Annotated in this window: 13 protein-coding genes; 3 read left to right on the top strand and 10 right to left on the bottom strand. The window is 70.1% G+C overall.

Annotated features, from left to right (window positions below):
- The first annotated feature begins 291 nt into the window (after positions 1 to 291).
- Positions 292 to 2,298, top strand: coding sequence for a lytic transglycosylase domain-containing protein (locus V6M56_RS15885; RefSeq protein WP_332685120.1), 2,007 nt, complete (start codon positions 292 to 294; stop codon positions 2,296 to 2,298).
- A 169-nt stretch (positions 2,299 to 2,467) separates the two neighbouring features.
- The gene (locus V6M56_RS15880; protein ID WP_332685119.1) at positions 2,468 to 3,361 is read left to right on the top strand and encodes an alpha/beta fold hydrolase; all 894 of its coding nucleotides are present in this window, start codon (positions 2,468 to 2,470) and stop codon (positions 3,359 to 3,361) included.
- A 54-nt stretch (positions 3,362 to 3,415) separates the two neighbouring features.
- Here the strand turns inward: V6M56_RS15880 and V6M56_RS15875 are convergent, their stop codons facing one another.
- The 6 genes from V6M56_RS15875 to V6M56_RS15850 all read right to left on the bottom strand — a co-directional run bounded on the left by V6M56_RS15875 (position 3,416) and on the right by V6M56_RS15850 (position 15,951).
- Complete coding sequence (locus V6M56_RS15875; protein WP_332685118.1) at positions 3,416 to 4,246, bottom strand: hypothetical protein; 831 nt, start codon at positions 4,244 to 4,246, stop codon at positions 3,416 to 3,418.
- 11 nt (positions 4,247 to 4,257) lie between these two features.
- Positions 4,258 to 6,615 (bottom strand): OmpA family protein, encoded by a 2,358-nt coding sequence (locus V6M56_RS15870; RefSeq protein WP_332685117.1) that lies wholly within the window; start codon positions 6,613 to 6,615, stop codon positions 4,258 to 4,260.
- Positions 6,616 to 6,879: 264 nt separating this feature from the next.
- A complete protein-coding gene (locus V6M56_RS15865) occupies positions 6,880 to 8,256 on the bottom strand; it encodes a porin (protein WP_332685116.1) in 1,377 nt (458 codons plus the stop codon).
- 410 nt (positions 8,257 to 8,666) lie between these two features.
- Complete coding sequence (locus tag V6M56_RS15860; protein ID WP_332685115.1) at positions 8,667 to 12,989, bottom strand: translocation/assembly module TamB domain-containing protein; 4,323 nt, start codon at positions 12,987 to 12,989, stop codon at positions 8,667 to 8,669.
- Positions 12,989 to 14,941 carry an autotransporter assembly complex protein TamA gene (locus V6M56_RS15855; RefSeq protein ID WP_332685193.1) on the bottom strand — a complete coding sequence of 651 codons (1,953 nt, stop codon included), beginning with the start codon at positions 14,939 to 14,941 and terminating at the stop codon, positions 12,989 to 12,991. Before V6M56_RS15855 ends, V6M56_RS15860 begins: the two co-directional genes overlap by 1 nt.
- Before the next feature lie 251 nt (positions 14,942 to 15,192).
- The gene (locus tag V6M56_RS15850; protein WP_332685114.1) at positions 15,193 to 15,951 is read right to left on the bottom strand and encodes a fumarylacetoacetate hydrolase family protein; all 759 of its coding nucleotides are present in this window, start codon (positions 15,949 to 15,951) and stop codon (positions 15,193 to 15,195) included.
- 153 nt (positions 15,952 to 16,104) lie between these two features.
- On the opposite strand from V6M56_RS15850, the gene V6M56_RS15845 reads away from it, so the two are divergent.
- Positions 16,105 to 16,458: a VOC family protein gene (locus V6M56_RS15845; protein WP_332685113.1), complete on the top strand. Its 354-nt coding sequence runs from the start codon at positions 16,105 to 16,107 to the stop codon at positions 16,456 to 16,458.
- Between the two features lie 189 nt (positions 16,459 to 16,647).
- On the opposite strand, the gene V6M56_RS15840 is transcribed toward V6M56_RS15845, so the two are convergent.
- From V6M56_RS15840 to V6M56_RS15825, 4 genes are all read right to left on the bottom strand, one after another.
- On the bottom strand, positions 16,648 to 17,565 hold the full coding sequence (locus tag V6M56_RS15840; protein ID WP_332685112.1) for a dihydrodipicolinate synthase family protein: 918 nt from the start codon (positions 17,563 to 17,565) through the stop codon (positions 16,648 to 16,650).
- 41 nt (positions 17,566 to 17,606) lie between these two features.
- Positions 17,607 to 18,140: an O-acetyl-ADP-ribose deacetylase gene (locus V6M56_RS15835; protein ID WP_332685111.1), complete on the bottom strand. Its 534-nt coding sequence runs from the start codon at positions 18,138 to 18,140 to the stop codon at positions 17,607 to 17,609.
- Between the two features lie 75 nt (positions 18,141 to 18,215).
- The gene (locus V6M56_RS15830) at positions 18,216 to 19,733 is read right to left on the bottom strand and encodes a tripartite tricarboxylate transporter permease (RefSeq protein WP_332685110.1); all 1,518 of its coding nucleotides are present in this window, start codon (positions 19,731 to 19,733) and stop codon (positions 18,216 to 18,218) included.
- A 27-nt stretch (positions 19,734 to 19,760) separates the two neighbouring features.
- Positions 19,761 to 20,249, bottom strand: a complete 489-nt coding sequence (locus V6M56_RS15825) for a tripartite tricarboxylate transporter TctB family protein (RefSeq protein WP_332685109.1) — start codon at positions 20,247 to 20,249, stop codon at positions 19,761 to 19,763.
- Between the last annotated feature and the right edge of the window lie 99 nt (positions 20,250 to 20,348).

Here is a 20,348-nt window from a genome sequence, read left to right as displayed (position 1 = left end):
GGCGGCATGGTTAGGACTTCATAAAGCTCCATCTCGGAGCATGGACCACTGCTACGATCCGGCTTGCCGGAGCATGGTCGGCAAAAGTGGACACCGCTTTTGCGATCGGAACATGCTCCACCTGAAATAGCGCTGCGCGCGTTCCGTTTTACCGTCCCGGTCGAACGGAAAGCGCGCTAGGGGGGATCCCTGATGGTGTTATCGCCGGGCCGACGGTTCTTCGGAGCTGGCCTGACGCTCATTCTGGTGACTGCCGGGCCCTGCTCGGCCGGCCCTGACGGCTCGCACCCGATGCAGGGCGAACGCCTGGCGAGCGTCGATGTCGGCACGACCGCTTCGCTCGCTCCGCCGGCCGAGCCGGCCGCTCCGCCCGTGCCGCCGGCCGAGATCGCCCGGCCGCAGGAGCGCATCGATCTCGACGCGCTCAGGAAAGCGGTCGCGGCCTACCGCAAGGACCAGTTGGCGGAAGGCGATGCCATCGCCCGCGGCATCGACGACCAGGCGGCGCGCGGCCTGCTGGAATGGGTGGCGATCCGCACCCGGGCCGGCGCCGTCAGCTTCGAGCGCATCGCCGATTTCCTCGACGCCTTCCCGAACTATCCCGGCACCCTGCCCTTCCGGCGGCGGGCCGAAGCGGCGCTGATCACGGATCGGCGCAATACCGAGACCGTGCGCGCCTTCTTCCATGGCCGCGAGCCGGTCAGCCCGGCCGGGCGCGTCGCGCTGGCCCGGGCGCTCGCCGCGGAGGGCCGCCAGGAAGAGGCGCTGGCGCTCGCCCGCCGGACCTGGCTCAAGGACCATCTCGGCGCCGGGCTCGAGAAGATCGTGCTCGACGGCTTCGGCGAGAAGCTCACCACCGCCGATCATCGCCTGCGCACCGAGCGCTACCTCTTCGCCGGCAATGGCGAGGCGGCGCTGCGCAATGCGGCGCGCGTCTCGCCCGACTATGTCGCGCTGGCCAAGGTCCGGCTCGCCAGCGCCAAGGCCAAGGGGCCGATTCCCCAAAAGCAGATCGACGCCGTGCCGGCGGCGATGAAGAAGGACATCTCCTTCGCCTTCCTGCAGGCGCAACAGGCCCGCCGCTCCGGCAAGACCGCGGATGCGGTGAAGGCCCTGGCCGAGGTGCCGCGCGATCCGGCCCTGCTCGGCGACGGCGATGGCTGGTGGACCGAGCGCCGGCTGATCGCGCGCAAGCTGCTCGACGAGGGCGACGCCAAGGGCGCCTATGCGATCGTTGCCGGCCATGGCGCCGAGGACGCGGCCGAGCGCATCGACGCCGAATGGCATGCCGGCTGGATCGCGCTACGCTTCGAGAAGGACGCCGCGCGGGCAGGCCGCCATTTCGCCGAGGCCGCCAAGCTGGCCGAGACGCCGATCTCGGTGGCACGCGCCGCCTACTGGCAGGGCCGGGCCAGCGAGGAGCAAGGCAAGGCCGACGAGGCCAAGGCGCATTACACCCGTGCCGCCGAGCATTCGGTCGCCTATTACGGCCAGCTCGCCAGGGCGAAGCTCGGCCTGACCGAGCTGCCGGTCAGGCGCACCATGGCGGCGCCGATCGCGCATCTGCCGGGCTTCAAGGCGGCGCGGCTGCTCTATGCCATCGACGCGTCCGACCTTGCCGGGACGATGCTGGTCGATCTGGCGCAGCGCATGCACGATGCCGGCTCGCTCGAGGCGATCGCCGACATCGCCCGGGAACGGCGCGACGTGAAGACCCTGCTCGCCATCGGCAAGACCGCGCTGCAGCGCGGCTTCCCGCTCGACGAGGCCGCCTTCCCGACCTTCGGCGTCCCTGAATTCCCGGTGCTGGGCGATCCGATGGAGCGCGCCATCGTCCACGCCATCGCCCGGCAGGAAAGCGCCTTCGACCCGGCCGCCGTCTCGCATGCCGGCGCGCGCGGCCTGATGCAGATGATGCCGGCGACGGCGCGCGAGACGGCAAAGCGGGCGAACATGCCCTTCGAGCTCGAGCGGCTGACCACGGACGCGCTCTATTCGGCACAGATGGGAGCGGCCCATCTCAACGACCTGCTCGGCGACTGGCGCGGCGCCTATGTCCTGACCTTCGCCGCCTATAATGCCGGCTCGGGCAATGTGAAGAAATGGATCGCCGCCTATGGCGATCCGCGCCAGCCCGAGATCGACGCCGTCGACTGGGTCGAGCGCATCCCGTTCACCGAGACGCGCAACTACGTCCAGCGCGTGATGGAGAACCTGCAGGTCTACCGCCAGCGGCTGAACCAGCGCACCGCCTATCTGATCGACTACGACCTGAAGCGCGGCGGCAGGCGGGAGTGACGGCGCGCGGCCTCCCGCCGTCTTTGCGAGCGAAGCGAAGCAATCCAGGAGGGCTCGCGCGACGGTTCTGGATTGCTTCGTCGCTTCGCTCCTCGCAATGACGCAAGCGCCTTGGCTCGGGCGGCAACGGCATGCGAAAAGCCTTGTCGACCAAGCCACAGGACCAAGCATGGACGCCGACACCGGATTCCGCCCGCTCTTCCTCAGCGCCCGCGACGGACTGAAGCTGCATGTGCGCGACTATGGCCCGCTCGCGGCGCGCGCCTTGCCTGTCGTCTGCCTGCCCGGCCTCGCCCGCACCGCCGCCGATTTCCACGAGCTGGCAATGGCGCTGGCCGGCGACCCGGCCCAGCCCCGGCGCGTACTGGCGCTCGATTATCGCGGCCGCGGCCGCTCGGAATACGACCGCGACTGGCGCAATTACGACATCCGCGTCGAGCTCGACGATGTCATGCAGGTCCTCGCAGCCACCGGCATCGAAGAGGCGGCTTTCGTCGGGACCTCGCGCGGCGGGCTCCTGACCATGGCGCTGGCGGTGGCGCGGCCCAGCGTCATCCGGGGCGTCGTGTTCAACGATGTCGGCCCGGTGATCGACGCACGCGGCCTGCTGCGCATCCGCGGCTATGTCGGCAAGCTGCCGACGCCGCGCAGCTTCGCCGAGGGCGCCGAGATCCTGAAGCGGCTTTCGGACCAGCAATTCCCGCTCTTCGGCGACGCCGAATGGGAGATCATGGCGCGCCGCACCTGGACGCAGCGCAATGGCGCCCTCGCCCCCGATTACGATCCGAGGCTGCTCAAGACGCTGGAGGAGCTCGATCTCGAGGCGCCGCTGCCGGTGCTCTGGCCCTATTTCGCCGCGCTCAACAACGTCCCGGTGCTGGCGATCCGCGGCGAAAACTCCGACCTGCTGGCCGAACAGACGCTGACCGAGATGGGCCAGCGCCACCCGCATTGCGAAATCTTCACGGCGCCGGGCCAGGGCCACGCCCCGCTGCTCGGCAGCCGCGACATGACGAGGCGCATCGGCAAGCTGATCGCCCGGGCGGAGAAGCGCGCGGCCTAGAGACGGATTTACCCATCAGCTTGCGGTGCAGGCTGATGGGAACGGGCTCCAGCCTCAAGCCGGCTTCGGCACGCGCCCGGCCTTGCCGGCCCTTTCGACCGGAGCGGTGCCTTCGACTGCCGCCTCCGTGACGGCGGCAAGGTTGCCCTGGCCCTTCGAGCCGTCATCCTGCGAGGATTCGACCAGCCCGGCCCAGGCACGCCTGGCAAACTCGGTCTCGGCGCCGCTCGCCAGCAACTTCGCCTGGCCGACCCAGTCCTCGCGCTCGATCCGGCCCGGAAAGGCGAGATAGCCGCCGACCCATTCGACGTTCTCGGGCGTCCAAGCCGCGATCTGGGCAAAATGCCAGATGCCGAGCCCGTGCAGCCGGCCCTCGTTCTGCTTGCCGATACCCTTGACCAGCTTGAGGTCGTCGGCGACCCCGCCATGGGCGGCGACGAAACCGGCCGGGCGCCTGCCCTGGATCTCATCCTCGCCGTCGAGCCTGGGCATGGGCGCTGGGTCGTCCGCCAGGGCCGTGGCCGCTCCCGCCGGGGAAGCCGCGGAGGCCGGAACCGGGCCGGGCAGCGCCAGACGCGGCGCCGGCAAGGCGAGCGCCGGCTCCGCCCCCGCCACGGCGGAGCCCTTCAGCAGGCAGGCGACCAGGCAGCCGGCGGCGTAAGCCGCGACATGGAGCAGGCCGGTCTCGACCCACAAGGCGGGCTGGTCGTTGAGCAGGCGGAACCAGACCAGCGCCGCAGCGCCGGCCCAGAGCAGGAGCGCCACGAGCGAGGGCCCCGACAGAAGGCCGCGCAGGCCGCCACGACAGGTCAGCCAGCCGAAAACCAGGCCGATGGCGAAGGCGGCGACCAGGAACCAGACGAAATGGAACGCGAGATACAGCATGGCTTGCGCCCCTATTTCGCGACGGTGAACTGGACGCGGCGGTTCTTGACCTTCGCGTCCGGGTCGCCATGGGCGACGAGCGGCCGGTCGACGCCATAGCCCTTGATCTCGAGCTGGTCGGGGTCGAGCCCGCGCCCGACGAGTTCTTCGCGGACGCGCAAGGCGCGCCGCCGCGACAGGTCGAGATTATTGAAGCCGGCGCGCTCGCCATCGAGATTGGCGTGGCCCTCGACGGTGACGCGCGAGGCCGGGCAATGCTTCAGGATGGCCGCGGCCTCGGTCATGGCCCGCTCGGTGACGGGGTCGAGCGTCACCACCGCCGTGCCTTGCCCGAACATGACATAATAGCGCTGCGTCAGCGCATCGAGATCGTTCTGGCAGGTGCTGGGCGGGTCGATGACGCAGCCGGTCTGGCGCATCCCGACCTCGGCCTTGCCGGTGAAGCCTTCCGGCAACCCGCTCGCGGCATTGGTCTCGATCTCGCTGCGGATCAGCTCGCGGCAGGTCAGGCCCTGGACGCTGACGCTGTGGTCGACGAGGTCGACCGAGCCGAGATCGAGCCGCAGCAGGTCCTGGATGGCGCTGCGGGCGGCGACGCCGAACCCGGTCGGAGCGGCCGGCACGATCGTCGTCTCGTCGCGGATCTTGCCACGCAGCGGCGAGGCTTCGATCAGCGCGGCGATCGCCTGCTTCGAGCCGGCATCGGGCAGGTAGCCCGAAAGCGTGCCGCCGGTCTTGTCGACCGCGGCCGAGAAGCCATAGCGGCTCAGCGTGATCGTCGGCATGCCGGCCAAGGCGAGCCCGGCCGGCAGGGGCCGCGCCTTCAGGGCCTCTTCAAGTGCCGTCCAGCCCGCCAGATCGGCGGCGCTGCCGGCAATCGCGAGATTGCTGCCGGCGAGGCTGACGCTGCCCCGCTCGAGCCGGGCCAGCAGCCCGAGCGCGAACTCTGTCGCGGCGGCATAATCGGGCACGCCGCGCAGATTGCCCTCGATGCCGACCTTGTCGGTCAGTTCGCCGCCGCCAAGCGCCTTTCGGGCCAACTGCGCCGCCGTCTCCCTGGCAGCGGCATCCGGCGCGAAGCCGGACAGGACGATGCCGGCGGCGGACTTCTCGGCGCGCCATTGCAGCGGGCGCGGCGGCGGAAGCGGCTGCGGCAGGCTCGGCGGCACGATCACGACCGCTGGGGTGACCGGCGTGACCGGCGTTGCAGGCATGGGCGTGGCCACCTGGGGCGGCGCTGCGGGCGCCGGCGGGGGCGTGGGCGCCTGGGGCGGCGCCATCGTCAGATTGAGTGGCGGAGCCTCCGGCAAGGGCGGCATCGCCGGGGGCGGTGGCGGCGGCGGGGGGCAGGCGATCGCCGCCAGCGCGACCGAATCGGGGCCGTCCGCCTGGGCGACGTTGAGCCGCAAGGCTTCACAGGCGGCGAAATCCTGGGGGCCCTGGCCGCTGATCCGATAGCTGGCGCCGTCGAGCTCGACCTTGCCGCTGCGCAGGCGCGCCAGCTCCGAAACGGCGCGGCCGACCCGCACCAGGAAGGCCGGCGGCTCGCCGAGCGCCGGCAGCGTCCGGTCGGTGACGGCACCCGGGGCCGGGAAGGCACGGGCGAGCAAGGCGGCAAGCTCCTGCCTTGCCGCCTCCGACGGATAGAAGCCGGAGACCGTCACGGCGCCGGCCGCATTCTTCTCGGCGCTCCAGGCATAGGGCGTGACGGTCGGTGGATTGAGCGTGCAGTCGACACGCGCGAAGCCGGCCGGGGCTGCGGCGGCCGCTCCGGCGCGCAGCGCCAGATAGGCTTCCGGCGAGGCCGCCGTGCCCTCGACGCAGAAGCGCGTGTCGTCGAGCGCGACCTTGCCGGCCGAGAGCCGGCCGAGATCGCCCATCATCGCGCCGGTCAAGGCCGCGAAGCCGGCGGGGGCGCCGAAGGCGATCTTCTGCTGATCCTCGACCCGCAGCCCGGGCGCAAGGGCGCGGGCCGCGGCGAGATTGGCTTTCGCGGTCGCCTCGTCGGGCACATGGCCGGCAAGCGTCACCCGGCCGGCGTCGCGGCTGGCCGACCAGCTATACGGCTTCTGCGCGACGACCTGGGTCAGGCCGCCGAGCACGCGCCGGATACCGAATTCGGAACGCAGCTGCGCCAGCGCCTTGGCCGCACCGTCGGCGCTCGTCGCCTCGCCGTCGAGATAGACGTCGCGCCCGTCGACCTTGACCGAGATGGCGCGCGTGCCCGGGGCCGTCTCGGCCAGGGCGCCGGCGGCAAGCGCCCGCCCCTCGACATCGCGGCGGACCGCCTCGCTCTGGATCAGATTGGCGGAAGCCCACAGCACCGCCAGCGGAACGAGCCCCCAAAGCCAACCGGCCTGCTGCGCCATGCCCCGATCTCCGCCCCTGCCACCGATTCGAACCGATTCTGGTTTCCCGGCACCTGCGGAATCAGGCCCTATCCCCTGGCCAAGTCAAGCAAGCACGCCCCTCGATCGACTGAAATCGCCCAATACCCGCCGGGGCGCAAAAATCCGGCCGCCTGCCGGCCACCGGCAGCGGACGACGGAACGCGGGATCCGGCCGCGTCCGGCCAAAACGAAAAGAAGCCCCGGGTTTCCCCGGGGCTTCCATCGTCACGATCGGAAGATCGATCAGAAGTCGCGCTGGATGCGGAAGCGACCAGCCCAGGCGTCGTCGGCGGAGACGAGCGAGCCGCCAGCGCCAACCGCGAGGCGCGTGCCGCCGTTGTTCGCGGCCAGAACCGGCTGACGCAGATCGGTGCGGGTGTAGAGCACTTCGACACCGATATCGAGACCCGAAACCGGCGACCAGATCAGGTTACCAGCAACGATGAGCTCCTTCGGATCCAGCGGCGCGGCGACGAAGCCGAGACCGTTAGCCTGGTTGGCGAGCACGTAGCCGAGCTTCAGCTCGGAGTACGAACCATAGAGCTCCGAACGCAGGGTCGGGGTCCAGAAGTGACGCAGACCGGCAACGATCGACCAACCGGTCGAGGAGTCCGTGCCGCCGATGCCGTTCACGCCGAAGTCACCAACCGCCAGCGGAGTGGTCGCGGAGGCGATGCGGCCCGAACCGAAGTTGCCGCTCCAGCCGAGATAGCCGAGAGCGCCGTCGGCGTAGGCAGCCTGCAGGAACAGGACGTCACCAGCCGCAAGCATCGGCAGGTTGATCTTCACGCCACCCTGAATCGCCCAGCCGTTCTCGTCACGATTGGCAACGCCGAGAGCAGCGTTGTTGATGCCGCGCTGGGTAAGAGCGCCCGACAACTGAGCCGAGCCCCAGCCCTGGTCGACGCGCAGCGAAGCGACGACGTCCGGATAGTCCTGGCCGAGATAGCTGGAGAGAGCACCGGGGCTGATGAGAGCCGCTTCGCGCGAACCCGTGCCGGAGACACGATCTTCGAGCGAGAGGGTGGCCGAGAAGCCCGAACCGAAGGTGGCGGTGTAGGCCAACAGGTTCAGACGGCTATCAGCCGTACGCAGCGTCGAGAAGCCGAAGTCGTTCGCATAGAAGTCGAAGAACGACTGCGCGCGACCAGCGGTGATCGGGCCGAACTGGATGAAGGCCAGGTCGACGTTGGCCGACGACGAGACCGACGGAGCGGTCGTGCGAGCGTTGCCGGGGACGACGATGCCCTGGTTGCCGCCGAGCGTGCCGTTGTAGAGGCCCGTGCTGTTGGTCAGCTCGTAGCGGAAGAAGGCGCGCAGCGTGCCGAAAGCGGTCGCGGTGCGGGCGTCGACGTTCAAACGGCCACGAGCGCGGCTGCCGTAGGCATCGTTGATATCGCCATAGCGCGAACCGATGGCGTACTCAGCGCGGACACGGCCACCAACGCGGAGGCAGGTGTCGGTGCCGGGGATGTAGAAGAAGCCTGCGCCATAGGCGGAGCAGACGCGGACGTATTCGACCGGAGCGGCCTTCCGCGAGGGAAGGTCGGCGGCCTGAGCCCCGGCAACCGCGGCGATACCGGCGGCAGAACCGAGGAGGAGGCTCTTAACGAGCTTCATTTGATAACCTCCAAAAGAGTTTCGAGACCCTCGGGCTTCGGCGCATTCGCGATCCGGACGGCCCCAGGAGACCAAACCGGCGAACCCGCCTATCCCGGTCTTTCACCCGCATCCCTGAACCACTCAGAGGTGAAGGTGAAAAACAGCGACCGGGAACGTCCCGCCGCAAACTCACCATTACGAATGCCCGCCTCGCGATCAACCGTCATCACGGCCGGGCCGGTGCGGGGCGGGCGCTTTGCCCCCCGGTGTTGCATGCCGGCCACGCTTTGAGCGCGGAACTTAGCGAGCTGTTAACCAGCGCGGCCCGGATCGCCCCCGCAACAGCCTCCGCGGCCGCCGCCTCCAGCCGCCTGACGGGGCGAATCTCCGGCGTCGGCCGTCCGCTGATTCCCCGCCGCGGCGCCGACTCAGTATTCCCACTCGGCCCCGACACCGACGGCGGCGCTGCCGTCGGCATTGGTTTCGGCCTGCAGCTTCAGCCGCCGCGTCACGTCGATGCCGATCGAGACGCCGCTGTCCTCGGGCTTGGTCCCGGCCTTCACGCCGAGCGTGACATTGTCGGAGAGCGCGCGCGAAACGCCGACCGTCGGTCCGTCGGGGCCGACCTGGACGTCGAGATTGTCGACGCCGAGCTGGCGCCGCAGCCTCTCGAACACGTCATCGCCGCCGGCGCCGGAGAACTGCGCCGCCGTCTGGGCGAGCTGCAGCGCCTGGAAGGGCGAGAGCGAGCCCGAGGCGCGGGCGAAGAGCAGGCGCGAGAGCACCTCGTCGGGCGGCAGCTCGGGCGAGGAGGTGAAGGCGAATTCCGGCGCCGAGGCCGGGCCGCTGACGATGATGCGAGCGGTGACCTCGGCGGCGCGCGTCTCGGCGACGAAATCGAGCTCCGGCACGATGCCCCCTGCGAAGGTCAGGCGGCCGCGGCTGAAGTCGAGGCGCTGGCTCAGCACGCTCAGGCGGCCGCGACGCAGATCGAAGCCGCCGTTCAGCACGGGATTCGCCGAAGTGCCGCCGACGCGCAGCTCGCCGCCGAGCTCGGCGTCGATGCCGCGGCCGCGGATGAAGACGCGTCCCGGTGCCGAGACGGTGATGTCGAGCGCGACATCGAAGGCCGGGGCACGGGCGCCCTTGCGGCTGGCGGCGGCGCGCGCCTTGCGCTGGGCTTCGAGGCGCGCCGCCGCCTGGCCCTTGGCGTTGACGTGGCGGATGCCGTCCACCGGCCGCAGGCTCGAGGGCAGTCGGTCCGGTACCGTCACCTCGATCCGGACCACGCCGATTCGCCCGGCGACGCGCGGCCGCTGCGTCAGCGGCCCGGACAGGTCGAGCGCGAGATCGGCCACCGCCGTGACCAGGCCGTTGGCGACGAGCTGCGCGCGCTGGCCCTCGATGCGGATCGTCCCCGGGAACCCGGCCGCCGGATCGAGCCGGACATTGCCGCGCGCCGAGAGCGTGCCGCCGCCCGGCGTCTGGGCAGAGAAGCGCTCGATCGAAAGCTCGGGGCCGTTGGCGACGAGGCGCGCCTCGAGCCCGGTCAACCTCACGCCCTGGAGTGCGTCGCTGAAGTTGCCGCCGGAGAGCGTCGCGCCACCCGAGAGCCGCGGCGCCGCCAACGTGCCGCCGGCCCGCATGTCGATCGCGACCTGCCCGGTCAGGCGCCGGCCGTCGGCGGCGAGCTGGGTGTTGGCGAGCGCCGCGTCGACACGGCCCTGCACGGCGAGGTCGAGCGCGCCGGCGCCGCCGAGCGGCGCCGTGCCCTTCACCGTCAGCGCGACGAAGCGCCCGGCATTGAGGCTGGCATCGACGCTGGTCTGGCGGCCGTTCAGGACGCCCTGCCCGGCGATCTCGATCGGCGGCAGGCCGGCCTGGCGGGTCTGCGGCGCGACGAGCCGCGCGATCTTCAGCCGCCAGGGGCCGGTCGGGGCTTCCGGGGTTCCCTTGATGGTCGCCTCGGCGTCGAGCGTGCCGGCGATGTCGAGCGAGGGCACCGCGAGCTTCGCCGCCGAGAGCGGCACGTTCTGCGCCTGGAAGCGCAGGTCGAGCCGGCTCCCAGCCTCGCCGTCGAGCGCGATTCGGCCGCCGTCGACGGCGATGGCGAGATCGCGGATGGCGACGCCGCCCTCGATCGCCGTGAAGCTCGCCGGCCGCGACAGCGCGATCTTGCGCCCGTTCCGCGTCGCCTCGAAGCTGGCGAGATCGAAGCGCAGCGGCTCGCTGACCGAGAGCCTGCCCTTCGCCGCGAGCGCAAAGCCCCGCGCGGTCGCATCGAGGCTGATGTCGCTGGCTTGCGCGGCGCCCTTCGAGACCAGGCGGATCGCGCTGATCGGTTCGCCGGCGATCACCGCGCGGTCGATCTGGACGTTGCCGTCGATCAGCGGCTTGCGCAGGGCGTCGACGATGGCGAGCGTCGCGTCGAGCTTGTCGATCGTCAGGTTCGGCGCGGAGAGCCGCTGGGCATTGGCCGTCAGGTCGATGTTCTGGCCGCCATTCGGCCGCGCCAGGCGCAGATCGGCATCGAGGCGGCCTCCGAGCTTCGCCAGCGCCAGGGCCGAGAGATCGTCGAGATTGCGGGCGACGAGCTTGAGATTGCCCTCCGCGAGGTTGGCGGCGTCGAGGTCGAGCGCGCCATTGAGCGCGACCGAGCCGATGCCGATATCGAGCTGCGGCAGGCTCCAGCCGCCGGGCTCGCGCCTGGCGAAGCGCAGCGTGCCATTGGCCGGCTTGCCTTCGACCTCGCCCGAGAGCCTGGCCTCGCCGGTCAGCGCGCCCTGCAGGTCGCGCAGCGTCGCGTCGATGGCGAGGCGCGGCACCGGCCGGCCGAGCGCCGTCGCATTGCTGATCCCGGCGCGAAGCGTCGCGTCGAGCTTGTCGAGCGGGCCGGACAGGGTGGCGTCGAAAGCGCCCTGCCCCGACAGCCTGGGATCGGCGCGGCGCAGGTCGGGAATGGCGATGTTGGCGCGCAGATCCGAGCCCTGCGCCCCGAGCGCGCCATCGGCGGTGGCGGTGACATGCGTGCCGGCGATGCGCAGGCCGTTGACGACGAGCCCGCCGCTGCCGGGTACCCGGATCTCGCCGCCGAGCGTCAGCTTGCCGGCGAGGAGCCGGTCGAGCGCCTCCTGGTCGAGGCCGAGCGCCTCGGCCGAGCCGTCGAGCTTGACTGCATAGCTCTTGCGGTGCGGCTCGGCGTCGATGGCGGCGGCGAGCGTCGCCGCGCCCTTGAGCTCGCGGCCGGCGAGCCGGCTCAGGCGGGAAAGATCGGGCAGCCGCGCCTCGGCCTTGCCGAGGATGCGCTTCGGGCCGAGCTGGCCGACATAGTCGAGCTCCGCCCCGCCGAAGGCGAGCTTCAGCGTCTCGAACTCGCCGCCGCCGCCCTCGCTGGCCGCGCCGCGCAAAGTGAAGCGCACACGCTCGCCGATGAAGCGCGCCAGCCCCTCATCGGCGAGCGCGATCCCCGAAGCCTCGCCGTCGGAGACCAGCACGGTGCGGGTCGCCGGATTGCCGAGCGGGCCGTTCGGCGTCGCGGTGAAGGTCAGGCCAAGCTTGCCGAACCGGCCGGCGGGGACCGAGGCGTTTTCGGCCTCCAGCTTCGCATCGACGCGCGGGCCGGCGGCCGGACCCTGGATCCTCGCATCGAAGGCGAGCTTGCCGATCTCGGCGCCGGAGGCGACGGTGCGCCCGTTGGCATTGGGCCGCGCCGCCGCCGTCACCGTGAAATCGAGGTTCTTGTCGGCGCCGTAGAGCCCCTTCACGTCGAGCCGCGCCAGGGCCGAGACCAGCGCCAGCTCCTCGACCGCGATCGCGCCGTCATCGGCGAAGCCGACCGCGCCGTCGAGCCGGGTCGAGCCCGCGAAGACCGGGGCGATCGGCGGCGGCATCAGGCCGGCGACACGCGAGTCGAGGGCGAGCAGCAGCCGGCGCCCGGCGCCGCGGCGCGAGAGGTCGGCGGTGCCGTCGGCACCGATGGTCGGGCCGGCGCTGAAGGCGAGCTTCGCCTTGAAGCGGTCGAGCGGGCCGTCGCCGGTCAGGTCGAGCTTGACCGGCGGGCGATCCGGCAGATCGGCGATGGTCGCGAGCAGGCCGCCCTGCGGCTCGTCCAGCTTCAGCGCGAGCTGGAGCTGCGTCGTCTGCGGCACGAAACGGGCATTGACGTCGAGGCTGCCGGCCATGTCGAGGCGGCGGCCGGCAAGGCGCAGGTCGAGCCCCTCATTGGGCGGGCCGAGCCGGGCCGCGCCCGTGGCCGAAAGCCGCGCCGGTGCGCCGATGACGGTCGGGCCGAGCACGAGCTCGCCGAGTTGGAAGGCCTCGATGATCACCTTGAGCGGCAGTTCGGGCAGGAGCGGTGCGTCGTTTGCCTGCGCCGCCGCGGCGGCCGGGTTCGGCAACGGCCTGCGCAGGATCTCGAGCTTGCCGATCTCGAGCCGGTTGACCTCGAGCCGGCGCAGCAGCAACGCGCTGCGCGTCCAGATCAGCCGCGCCCGGTCGAGCCGGAGCCAGGGGCCGTCGCGATCGGAGATGACGATGTCGCGGATCGTCGCGTCGGAGGAGAGCGCGCCGTCGACCGCGCCGATCGAGACCTGGCTGCCATCGGTCGAGAGCGCCTTCGAGATCAGATCGGCGAGCACGCCGCGCTCGCCGGCGTTCTGGGCGAGGCCGCCGAGGCCGGTGAAAAGCACGGCAGCTGCGATGGCGAGAGCGGCGAAGCCGGCCAGCAGCCGAGGGAAGCGGAGCGCGCCCATCAGAATGCCTGCCCGATGCTGATATAGAGCGCGACCGGCTTGTCGCCCTTGCGCGGGTTGAGCGGAGCCGCGACATCGACGCGGATCGGCCCGATCGGCGTATAATAGCGCAGGCCTAGGCCGGCGGCGAGCTGGAGCCGCTCCTTGAAGTTCGGGATCTGCGATTCGAAAGCCATGCCGGCATCGAAGAAGGGCACGATGCCGATGGTGTTGGTGATCTTGATGCGCGCCTCGGCCGAGGCCTCGAACAGGCTGCGCCCGCCGGTGAGGTGGTTGAGCGGCCCGAGCGGCGAGAGCGTGCGGTAGGCATAGCCACGCACCGAGCCGCCGCCGCCGGCATAGAAGCGCCGAGTCGCCGGGATCTCGTCGAGATCGGCGCCGGAGACCGAGCCGAGCCCGATGCGGCCGGCAAGGACATAGCGCCCGTCCTCGTCGAGCGAATAATAGCCGGAAAGCGAGGCCTTGCCCTGGACGAAGGGTGCATCCGAACCGCCAAAGGCGGCATAGGGCGCGACCGAGGCGGTCAGGCGGATGCCGCGCGTCGGGTCGAGCAGGTTGTCGGTCGAATCGTAGCGCAGCGAGAGCGGCACGCCGACCAGCGTGTAGTCGACCGGGCCGAGCACGTCGCTGGTCTGGCCGCGCTCGGCCTCCAGCCCGGCCTGGATCGAGAAGACGTCGCTGAAGCGATGACGCAGGCCCGCGGTCAGGTTGATGTAGCGGGCGGTGTAGCCGCCGAAGCGGTTGGTGCCGACTCGCTCGCGCGTGCCCGTGAGATCGATCAGAAGGTCGTTGCGGCTGCCGCCCAGCGCCGGCTTGAGGAAGCCGACCGAGAAGCGCGCGCCGATATCCGACGGCAGGAAGTCGCCGAAGCGCTGGATCTTGGTGCCGTCGATGCGCGGCGCGAGGAAGATACTTCCTTCGAGCCGCAGGCGTTCGGCCCCGCCGAACAGGTTGCGGTGCTCCCAATAGGTCTTCACCGCCGGCCCGTCGATGGTCGAATAGCGGGCGGAGAAGCCGATCAGCCGCTTCGGCCGCTCGGCGACCTCGACGAAGACCGGCAGGTTGCCGCGGGCGTCGAGCGCGGTGCCTTCGCGCATCCGCACCGCGCCGACCGCGGGGATCGTCGCGATCGACTTGCGCGTATCGGCCAGCGCCTTGGGCGAATAGGGATCGCCCGGCTCGAGATAGATGAAGGAGCGGATCACCGGCTCCGGGATGTCGCCGGTCTCGCCGATGCCGAACTCGCCGAACCCGGCGACCGGACCGGGATCGACGACCAGCGCGACATCCATGATCTTGGCGGCATGGTCGACCACCGGGCGGATCTCGACGACTTTGGCGAGCGGGCGCGAGCGGGCGCGCCAATAGTCGACCAGTGCGGCCTGCGCCGCGCGCAGCGAGGCCGAGGTCGCGGGATCGCCGGGCTTCAACCCCGAGACCTTGGCGGGGTCGGCGATCACCGCGGTGGGATCGCGCCGGCCGCCGGGGACGATGTCGACCTTGCGCAGGGCGAAGACCGGCCCCGGGTTGACCGTGACCACGACCGGGGCCGGGCTGCGGTTGCGATGGCGTTCGGCGGCGGCGGCGAGACCAGGAGGCGGCTCGCCGGCCCGGCGGACGGCGACGCCGTCGACCGCGATCGTGACATCGGCGTTGAAATAGCCGCGCGCCCAGAGCGCGTCGAGCAGCGGGTCGATATCGGCGGTGGCGCGGCGCGCCAGGGTCTCGCCGTCGGGCGGCGCATCCTGGCGCAGGCGATAGAGCAGCGAGGCGTCCTGCAGGGTGCGGGTCAGGGCGCTGGCGTCGGGAGCATCGCCCAGTTCGAAACGCAGTTCGTAAGGCAGCGTCGCGGCCCCGACGGGCGGCGGCTTCTCCTTGGAACCGAACAGACCGAAGACATCGAGCGAGGACAGGTCAAAGGCGCGTGCCGGCGTGGTTTCGGCCGCAAGCATCGCCACGACAGCGCATGCGCTCCCGCCCGCAATACCGAGCCCCCGCCTTCGCCATGACCGCATCAAACCTCCAACGCAACCCAACTAAAATGCAAAAAATGAGTTCTTTTTGTGATCCCGCCCTCAGTTGACCACAATTCAACGCTGCGGGGCGGCGACGTAATCGTCGCGCGCCGGAAGTAAACGTGCCGTTACGCCGCGACGCAACCCCTCGCGGAAAGGCCGAGGCGCCGGCGGACGGCGCACCGCCCTCAGGCCAGCGCGAAAGAGATCGCGGTAATGGGATCGAGCCTGGCGATCACCGGCCCGAGCGACGGCGCCAGCACGCCGCCGCAGAGGCTGCCGGTGGTGATGATCTGGCCGGCCTTGAGCCCGCCGAGCGGCGTCTCGGCCGGGCGGTTGGCCCAGGCGAGCGCCGTCACCAGCGGGTCGCCATTGGCGTGCTCGGCCGGGCGCTCATAGAGCAGGTCGCCATCGAGCTCGACGGTGCAGGTCAGCGCCGGGATGTCGTCGAAGATGCTGAACGGCACCTCCGGCCCGAGCAGATAGGCGCCATGGCCCAGCGCATCGGCGAGCCAGAGCGGAAAGGCGACATGGGTCCAGTCGGCGATGCGGCTCTCGACGATCTCGATGCCGACCAGGGCCGCATCGCAATGGTCGATCAGCTCGGCGCGCGTATAGGGCTGGCCGGGCCGGCGCGGCATGTCGCGGCCGAGGCGCACCGCGAGCTCGATCTCGACGCGCAACTCGGCACCATGGGCGGAGCGATGCGTGTCGCCCGATCTGAGATAGGGCCCCGGCATCAGGCCGGCGATCGGCTGGCCGCCCTCGGCGATCGAGACCTTCCAGCCGGCATCGGCATAGCCCATGGCCCGGTTGACCTGCGCCTGGACCGCCAGCGCGGCATCGACATCGGCCGGTACCGGCAGGGTTTCGATGTCGAGCAGGCCATGGCCGCGGCGGGCGCCGATCAGCGCCTCGGCAAGATTCTCAGTCATCATCGTCGCCATGGTCCTGGATTCCTGTCGCAGCGGCCTCGTCAGTTTCCTTGGCTACAGCATCGGTCGGCGAATGGGAATTCGTCAGGAGCGGGTACCACTGCCGCCATGCGCAGGCCGGCGTTGCGGTAAGGAGTGCGGCCGGGGGCAAAGAGGAGAACATCGATGGCCAGTTCCGAAAACGACTGCCGCATCGACTATGTCGAATTCGTCGTCGCCGATATCGGCAAGGCACGCGCCTTCTACGAAAGCGCCTTCGGCTGGAAGATGACCGATTACGGCCCGGAATATTGCGCCTTCGCCGATGGCCGGCTCGAAGGCGGCTTCACCACGCAGGGCACGCCGAAGCCGGGCGGGCCGCTCATCGTGCTCTATGCCGACGACCTTGCCGCCACGCAGAAGACGATCGAGGCGGCCGGCGGCAGGATCGTTCGGCCGGCCTTCGATTTCCCCGGCGGCCGGCGTTTCCACTTCACCGACCCGGACGGCTACGAGCTCGCGGTCTGGACGAAGGGGTAAGGCGCGCCGTCATTCCCGGGCGGAGCCCTCGGGTCCGACCTTCGGTCGGCCCAAGGACGAACTCCGTGCCGACCCGGGAAGCTCTTGGCCGACCCGGGAAGCTCTTGCAGGAAACGGCGCGCTTTTGCGACCGCAGCCAAGCCCAAGAGATGCCCGGGTCAAGCCCGGGCATGACGGCAGCGGCCCCGCTCACTTGCCCCAGCGCAGCGCCAGCGGATCGAGCTCGCGCGCCAGCTCGATCAGGCCCTCGCGGGTCTTCGGATGCAGCGGCGCCAGCGGGTGGCGAACCGCCTCCGACCTGATGACGCCTCCCTCCTTCATCACCGCCTTGGCCGAGCGCAGGCCGCATTGCCGGTTCTCGTAGTTGATGATCGGCAGAAGCTCGCGATAGATCGCCGCCGCCTGCTTGCGGTCGCCGGCGGCGTGCGCCGCCAGGATCGGCTTGATCAGATCGGGGATCATCGCGCTGGTCATCGTGCCGGTGGCGCCGGCGTCGAGATCGGCCATCAACGTGATCGCCTCCTCGCCGTCGAAGGGGCCGGCGATGGCGTCGCCGCCGGCCTCGATCAGAGCGCGCAGCTTGCCTGCCGCCCCCGGTACCTCGATCTTGAAATAGCTGACGAGGGGGACCTCCCTGGCCAGCCTGACCATGAAGGGCACGGTCATCGTCACGCCCGAGAGCGGCGCGTCCTGCAGGATGATCGGAATGCCGCAGGCTTCGGCGACGATCTTGAAGTGCTCGATCATGCCCTGCTCGTCGGCCTTGAGCAGCGCACCGTGATAGGGCGGCATCATCATCAGCATCCTGGCGCCGGCATCGGCCGCGGCCCGGGCACGCTGCGCCGCGATCCGGGTCGAGAAATGCGAAGTGGTGACGATCACCGGAACGCGCCCCGCCACCTGCTCGATCGACAGCCGCATCAGGTGATGGCGCTCCTCGTCGGTGAGCAGGAACTGCTCGGAGAAGTTCGCCAGGATGCAGATGCCGTCGACGCCCTGGTCGACCATCAGGTCCATGACGCGCTTGTTGCCCTCGATGTCGAGGTCGCCATTGTCGCGGAAGATCGTCGGCGCGATCGGCAGGATGCCCTTGTACGGTTCGGTCATGGCCAGGCTCTCAGCGGTTCGGGGCTGGAAGATATCGGGAATCACTGCGGCCGATGATGGCCCAGTTCGGCGAGCTCGCCATGATAGACGGCGAGATCCTCGGGCGAGAAGCAGCAGAAGATGATCTCCTGCGGTCCGGCCCCGGTGCGCGATGCGCTGTCGACCGTCGCCACCGCGATCTTCGCCGCGGCCGCGATCGGATAGCCGTAGATACCGGTGCTGATGCTCGGAAAGGCGATCGTCTCCACCCCCGCCCCTGCGGCAACCGCCAGCGAGCGGCGATAGCAGGAGGCCAGCAATTCCGCTTCCCTCTGCCCGCCGCCTTGCCAGATCGGTCCGACCGTGTGGATCACGAAGCGAGCCGGCAGGCGGTAGGCCCTGGTCAGCTTGGCGTAGCCGGTCTGGCAGCCGCCGAGCTGGCGGCATTCCTGCAGGAGCTCGGGCCCTGCGGCACGGTGGATCGCGCCATCGACGCCGCCTCCCCCCACCAGCGCGTTGTTCGCCGCATTGACGATAGCGTCGACGGCGAACGTCGTGATGTCGGCCCGGATCGCGTGCAACCTCGCGCCTGTCATCGGCGGATCACCTCGGCTCGGTTTCGGACGGGCGCACCATAACTTCGCAGGCAGCTATCCGGCAGTGCGCCTGGATCAAGCCTTCGCCGCCCGGGCGGTCGTCAGCTTGCGGACGCCGCGCCTGGCCGAACCCAACAGCGGGAAGAGCAGGAGCGCAAGGCCGATCGCCATCAGCGTCGAGACCAGCGGGTTCGACCAGAAGATCGAGAGCGAGCCTTGGCTGAAGATCATCGACTGGCGGAAGGCGTCCTCCGCCTTGTCGCCGATGACCATGGCGAGCACCAGCGGCGCGATCGGGTAGTCGAGCTTCTTGAAGACGTAGCCGACGATGCCGAAGGCGAGCGCCAGCCAGATGTCGAACTCCTTGCTGCCGACCGTGTAGGCGCCGATGAAGCAGATGACCACGATCACCGGCCCGACGATCGAGAACGGGATGCGCAGGATCGAGGCGAAGAGCGGCACGGTGGCCAGCACGACGACGACCGCGACGACATTGCCGAGATACATCGAGGCGATCAGGCCCCAGACGAAATCCGGCCGCTCGGTGAACAGGGTCGGGCCGGGGTTCAGGCCCCAGATCATCAGCCCGCCCATCATCACCGCGGCGGTCGCCGAGCCCGGGATGCCGAGCGCGAGCATCGGCAGCATGGCGGCCGAGCCGGCGGCATGATCGGCGGTTTCCGGCGCGATGACGCCCTCCGGCTCGCCCTTGCCGAACTTGTCCGGATCGCGCGATGAACGCTTGGCCATGGCGTAGCTCATGAAGGAGGCCGCGGTCGGCCCGCCCGGGGTGATGCCCATCCAGATGCCGATGGCGCTCGAGCGCAGCAGCGCCAGCCAGTAGCGCGGCATCTGCCTCGCCGTCTTGAGCACGTCGCCGACGCGGACCTTGGCGGCGACGCCGTCGAAGCGCAGCCCTTCCTCCATGGTCAGCAGCAATTCGCCGATGCCGAACAGGCCGATGACCGCGATCAGGAAGCTGATGCCGGCCAGCAGCACGTCGAAATCATAGGTCAGACGGATGTTGCCGGAGACCGAATCCATGCCGATCGAGGCGAGCGTGAAGCCGATGCCCATCGAGACGATCGCCTTCAGCGGCGAGGAGCCGCTGAGCCCGACGAAGCTGGCGAAGGTCATGAAATAGACGGCGAAATACTCGGGCGATGAGAACTTCAGCGCAAAGCGCGCGACCCAGCCCGAGAGCAGGGTGATCAGGATGACGCCGGCCATGGCGCCGAAGCCGGCGGAGAGGAAGGCGAAGGACAGCGCCTCGGCCGCCCTGCCCTGCTTGGCCATCGGATGGCCGTCGAATGTCGTCGCTACCGATGAGGGTTCGCCGGGAATGTTGAACAGGATCGAGGTGGTCGAGCCGCCGAACAGCGCGCCCCAGTAGAGCGAGGTCAGCAGGATGATCGCGGAGACCGGATCCATCGAGAAGGTCAGCGGCAGCAGCAGCGAGACGCCGTTGGGCGCGCCGAGGCCGGGCAGCACGCCGACCAGGATGCCGAGCAGGACGCCCGCCATCATCAGCGCGATATGGTGCGCGGTGAGCGCGACCGAGAAGCCATGCATCAGCGAGGCGACGTTTTCCATGGGCGAGACCGCTCCGCTCGTAAAGGTTCAGAGCCCGAAAAAGGCCTCGACGGGCCCTTTCAGCAGGCCCAACTGGAAGAACTTCTCCAGCGCGACATAGAAGAAGACGGCGGTGCCGAGGGAGACCGCCAGCGTCGGCAGCCAGCCATAGCGGCCCTGGAAGCGCATGGTGAAGACGAGATAGAGCACCATCGCCACATACATGCCGAGCCCGGCGCTGAGCGCGACGAAGCCGATCAGCGGGACGAAGAAGGCGGCGATGCGCTTCGCCCGGGCGCCGTCGAGGAAGCTTTCGGCGAGGGCGGCGCTGCCGGCGATCCGGCGGCCGACGGCGCCCAGGATCGTGCCGGCGCTGGCGAGCGCGATCAGCATTCCGACATAGAACGGAAAGGCGCCCGGCTGCGGGCCCGAGGAATCCCAGCCGATGCCGAATTCGCGTGCGCCCTGGACGATGACGAGCCCGAAGGCGAGCGTCGCCAGCGCGGTCGCGACCTCGGCTTGAAAGCGGGTGATCATCGGGACGCTCCTGTCTTCGGCAGCCGGCCTACCCACGGCACGTCATTCCGGACGCCCGCGGGGCATCCCGAAATCCATCGTAGAACGTCGAAGCCTACG

The organism is Allobosea sp., assembly GCF_036675845.1.
GTDB lineage: Bacteria > Pseudomonadota > Alphaproteobacteria > Rhizobiales > Beijerinckiaceae > Allobosea.
Note: the sequence above shows the minus strand (reverse complement) of the source record. Positions and strands in the feature narration are given on the sequence as shown.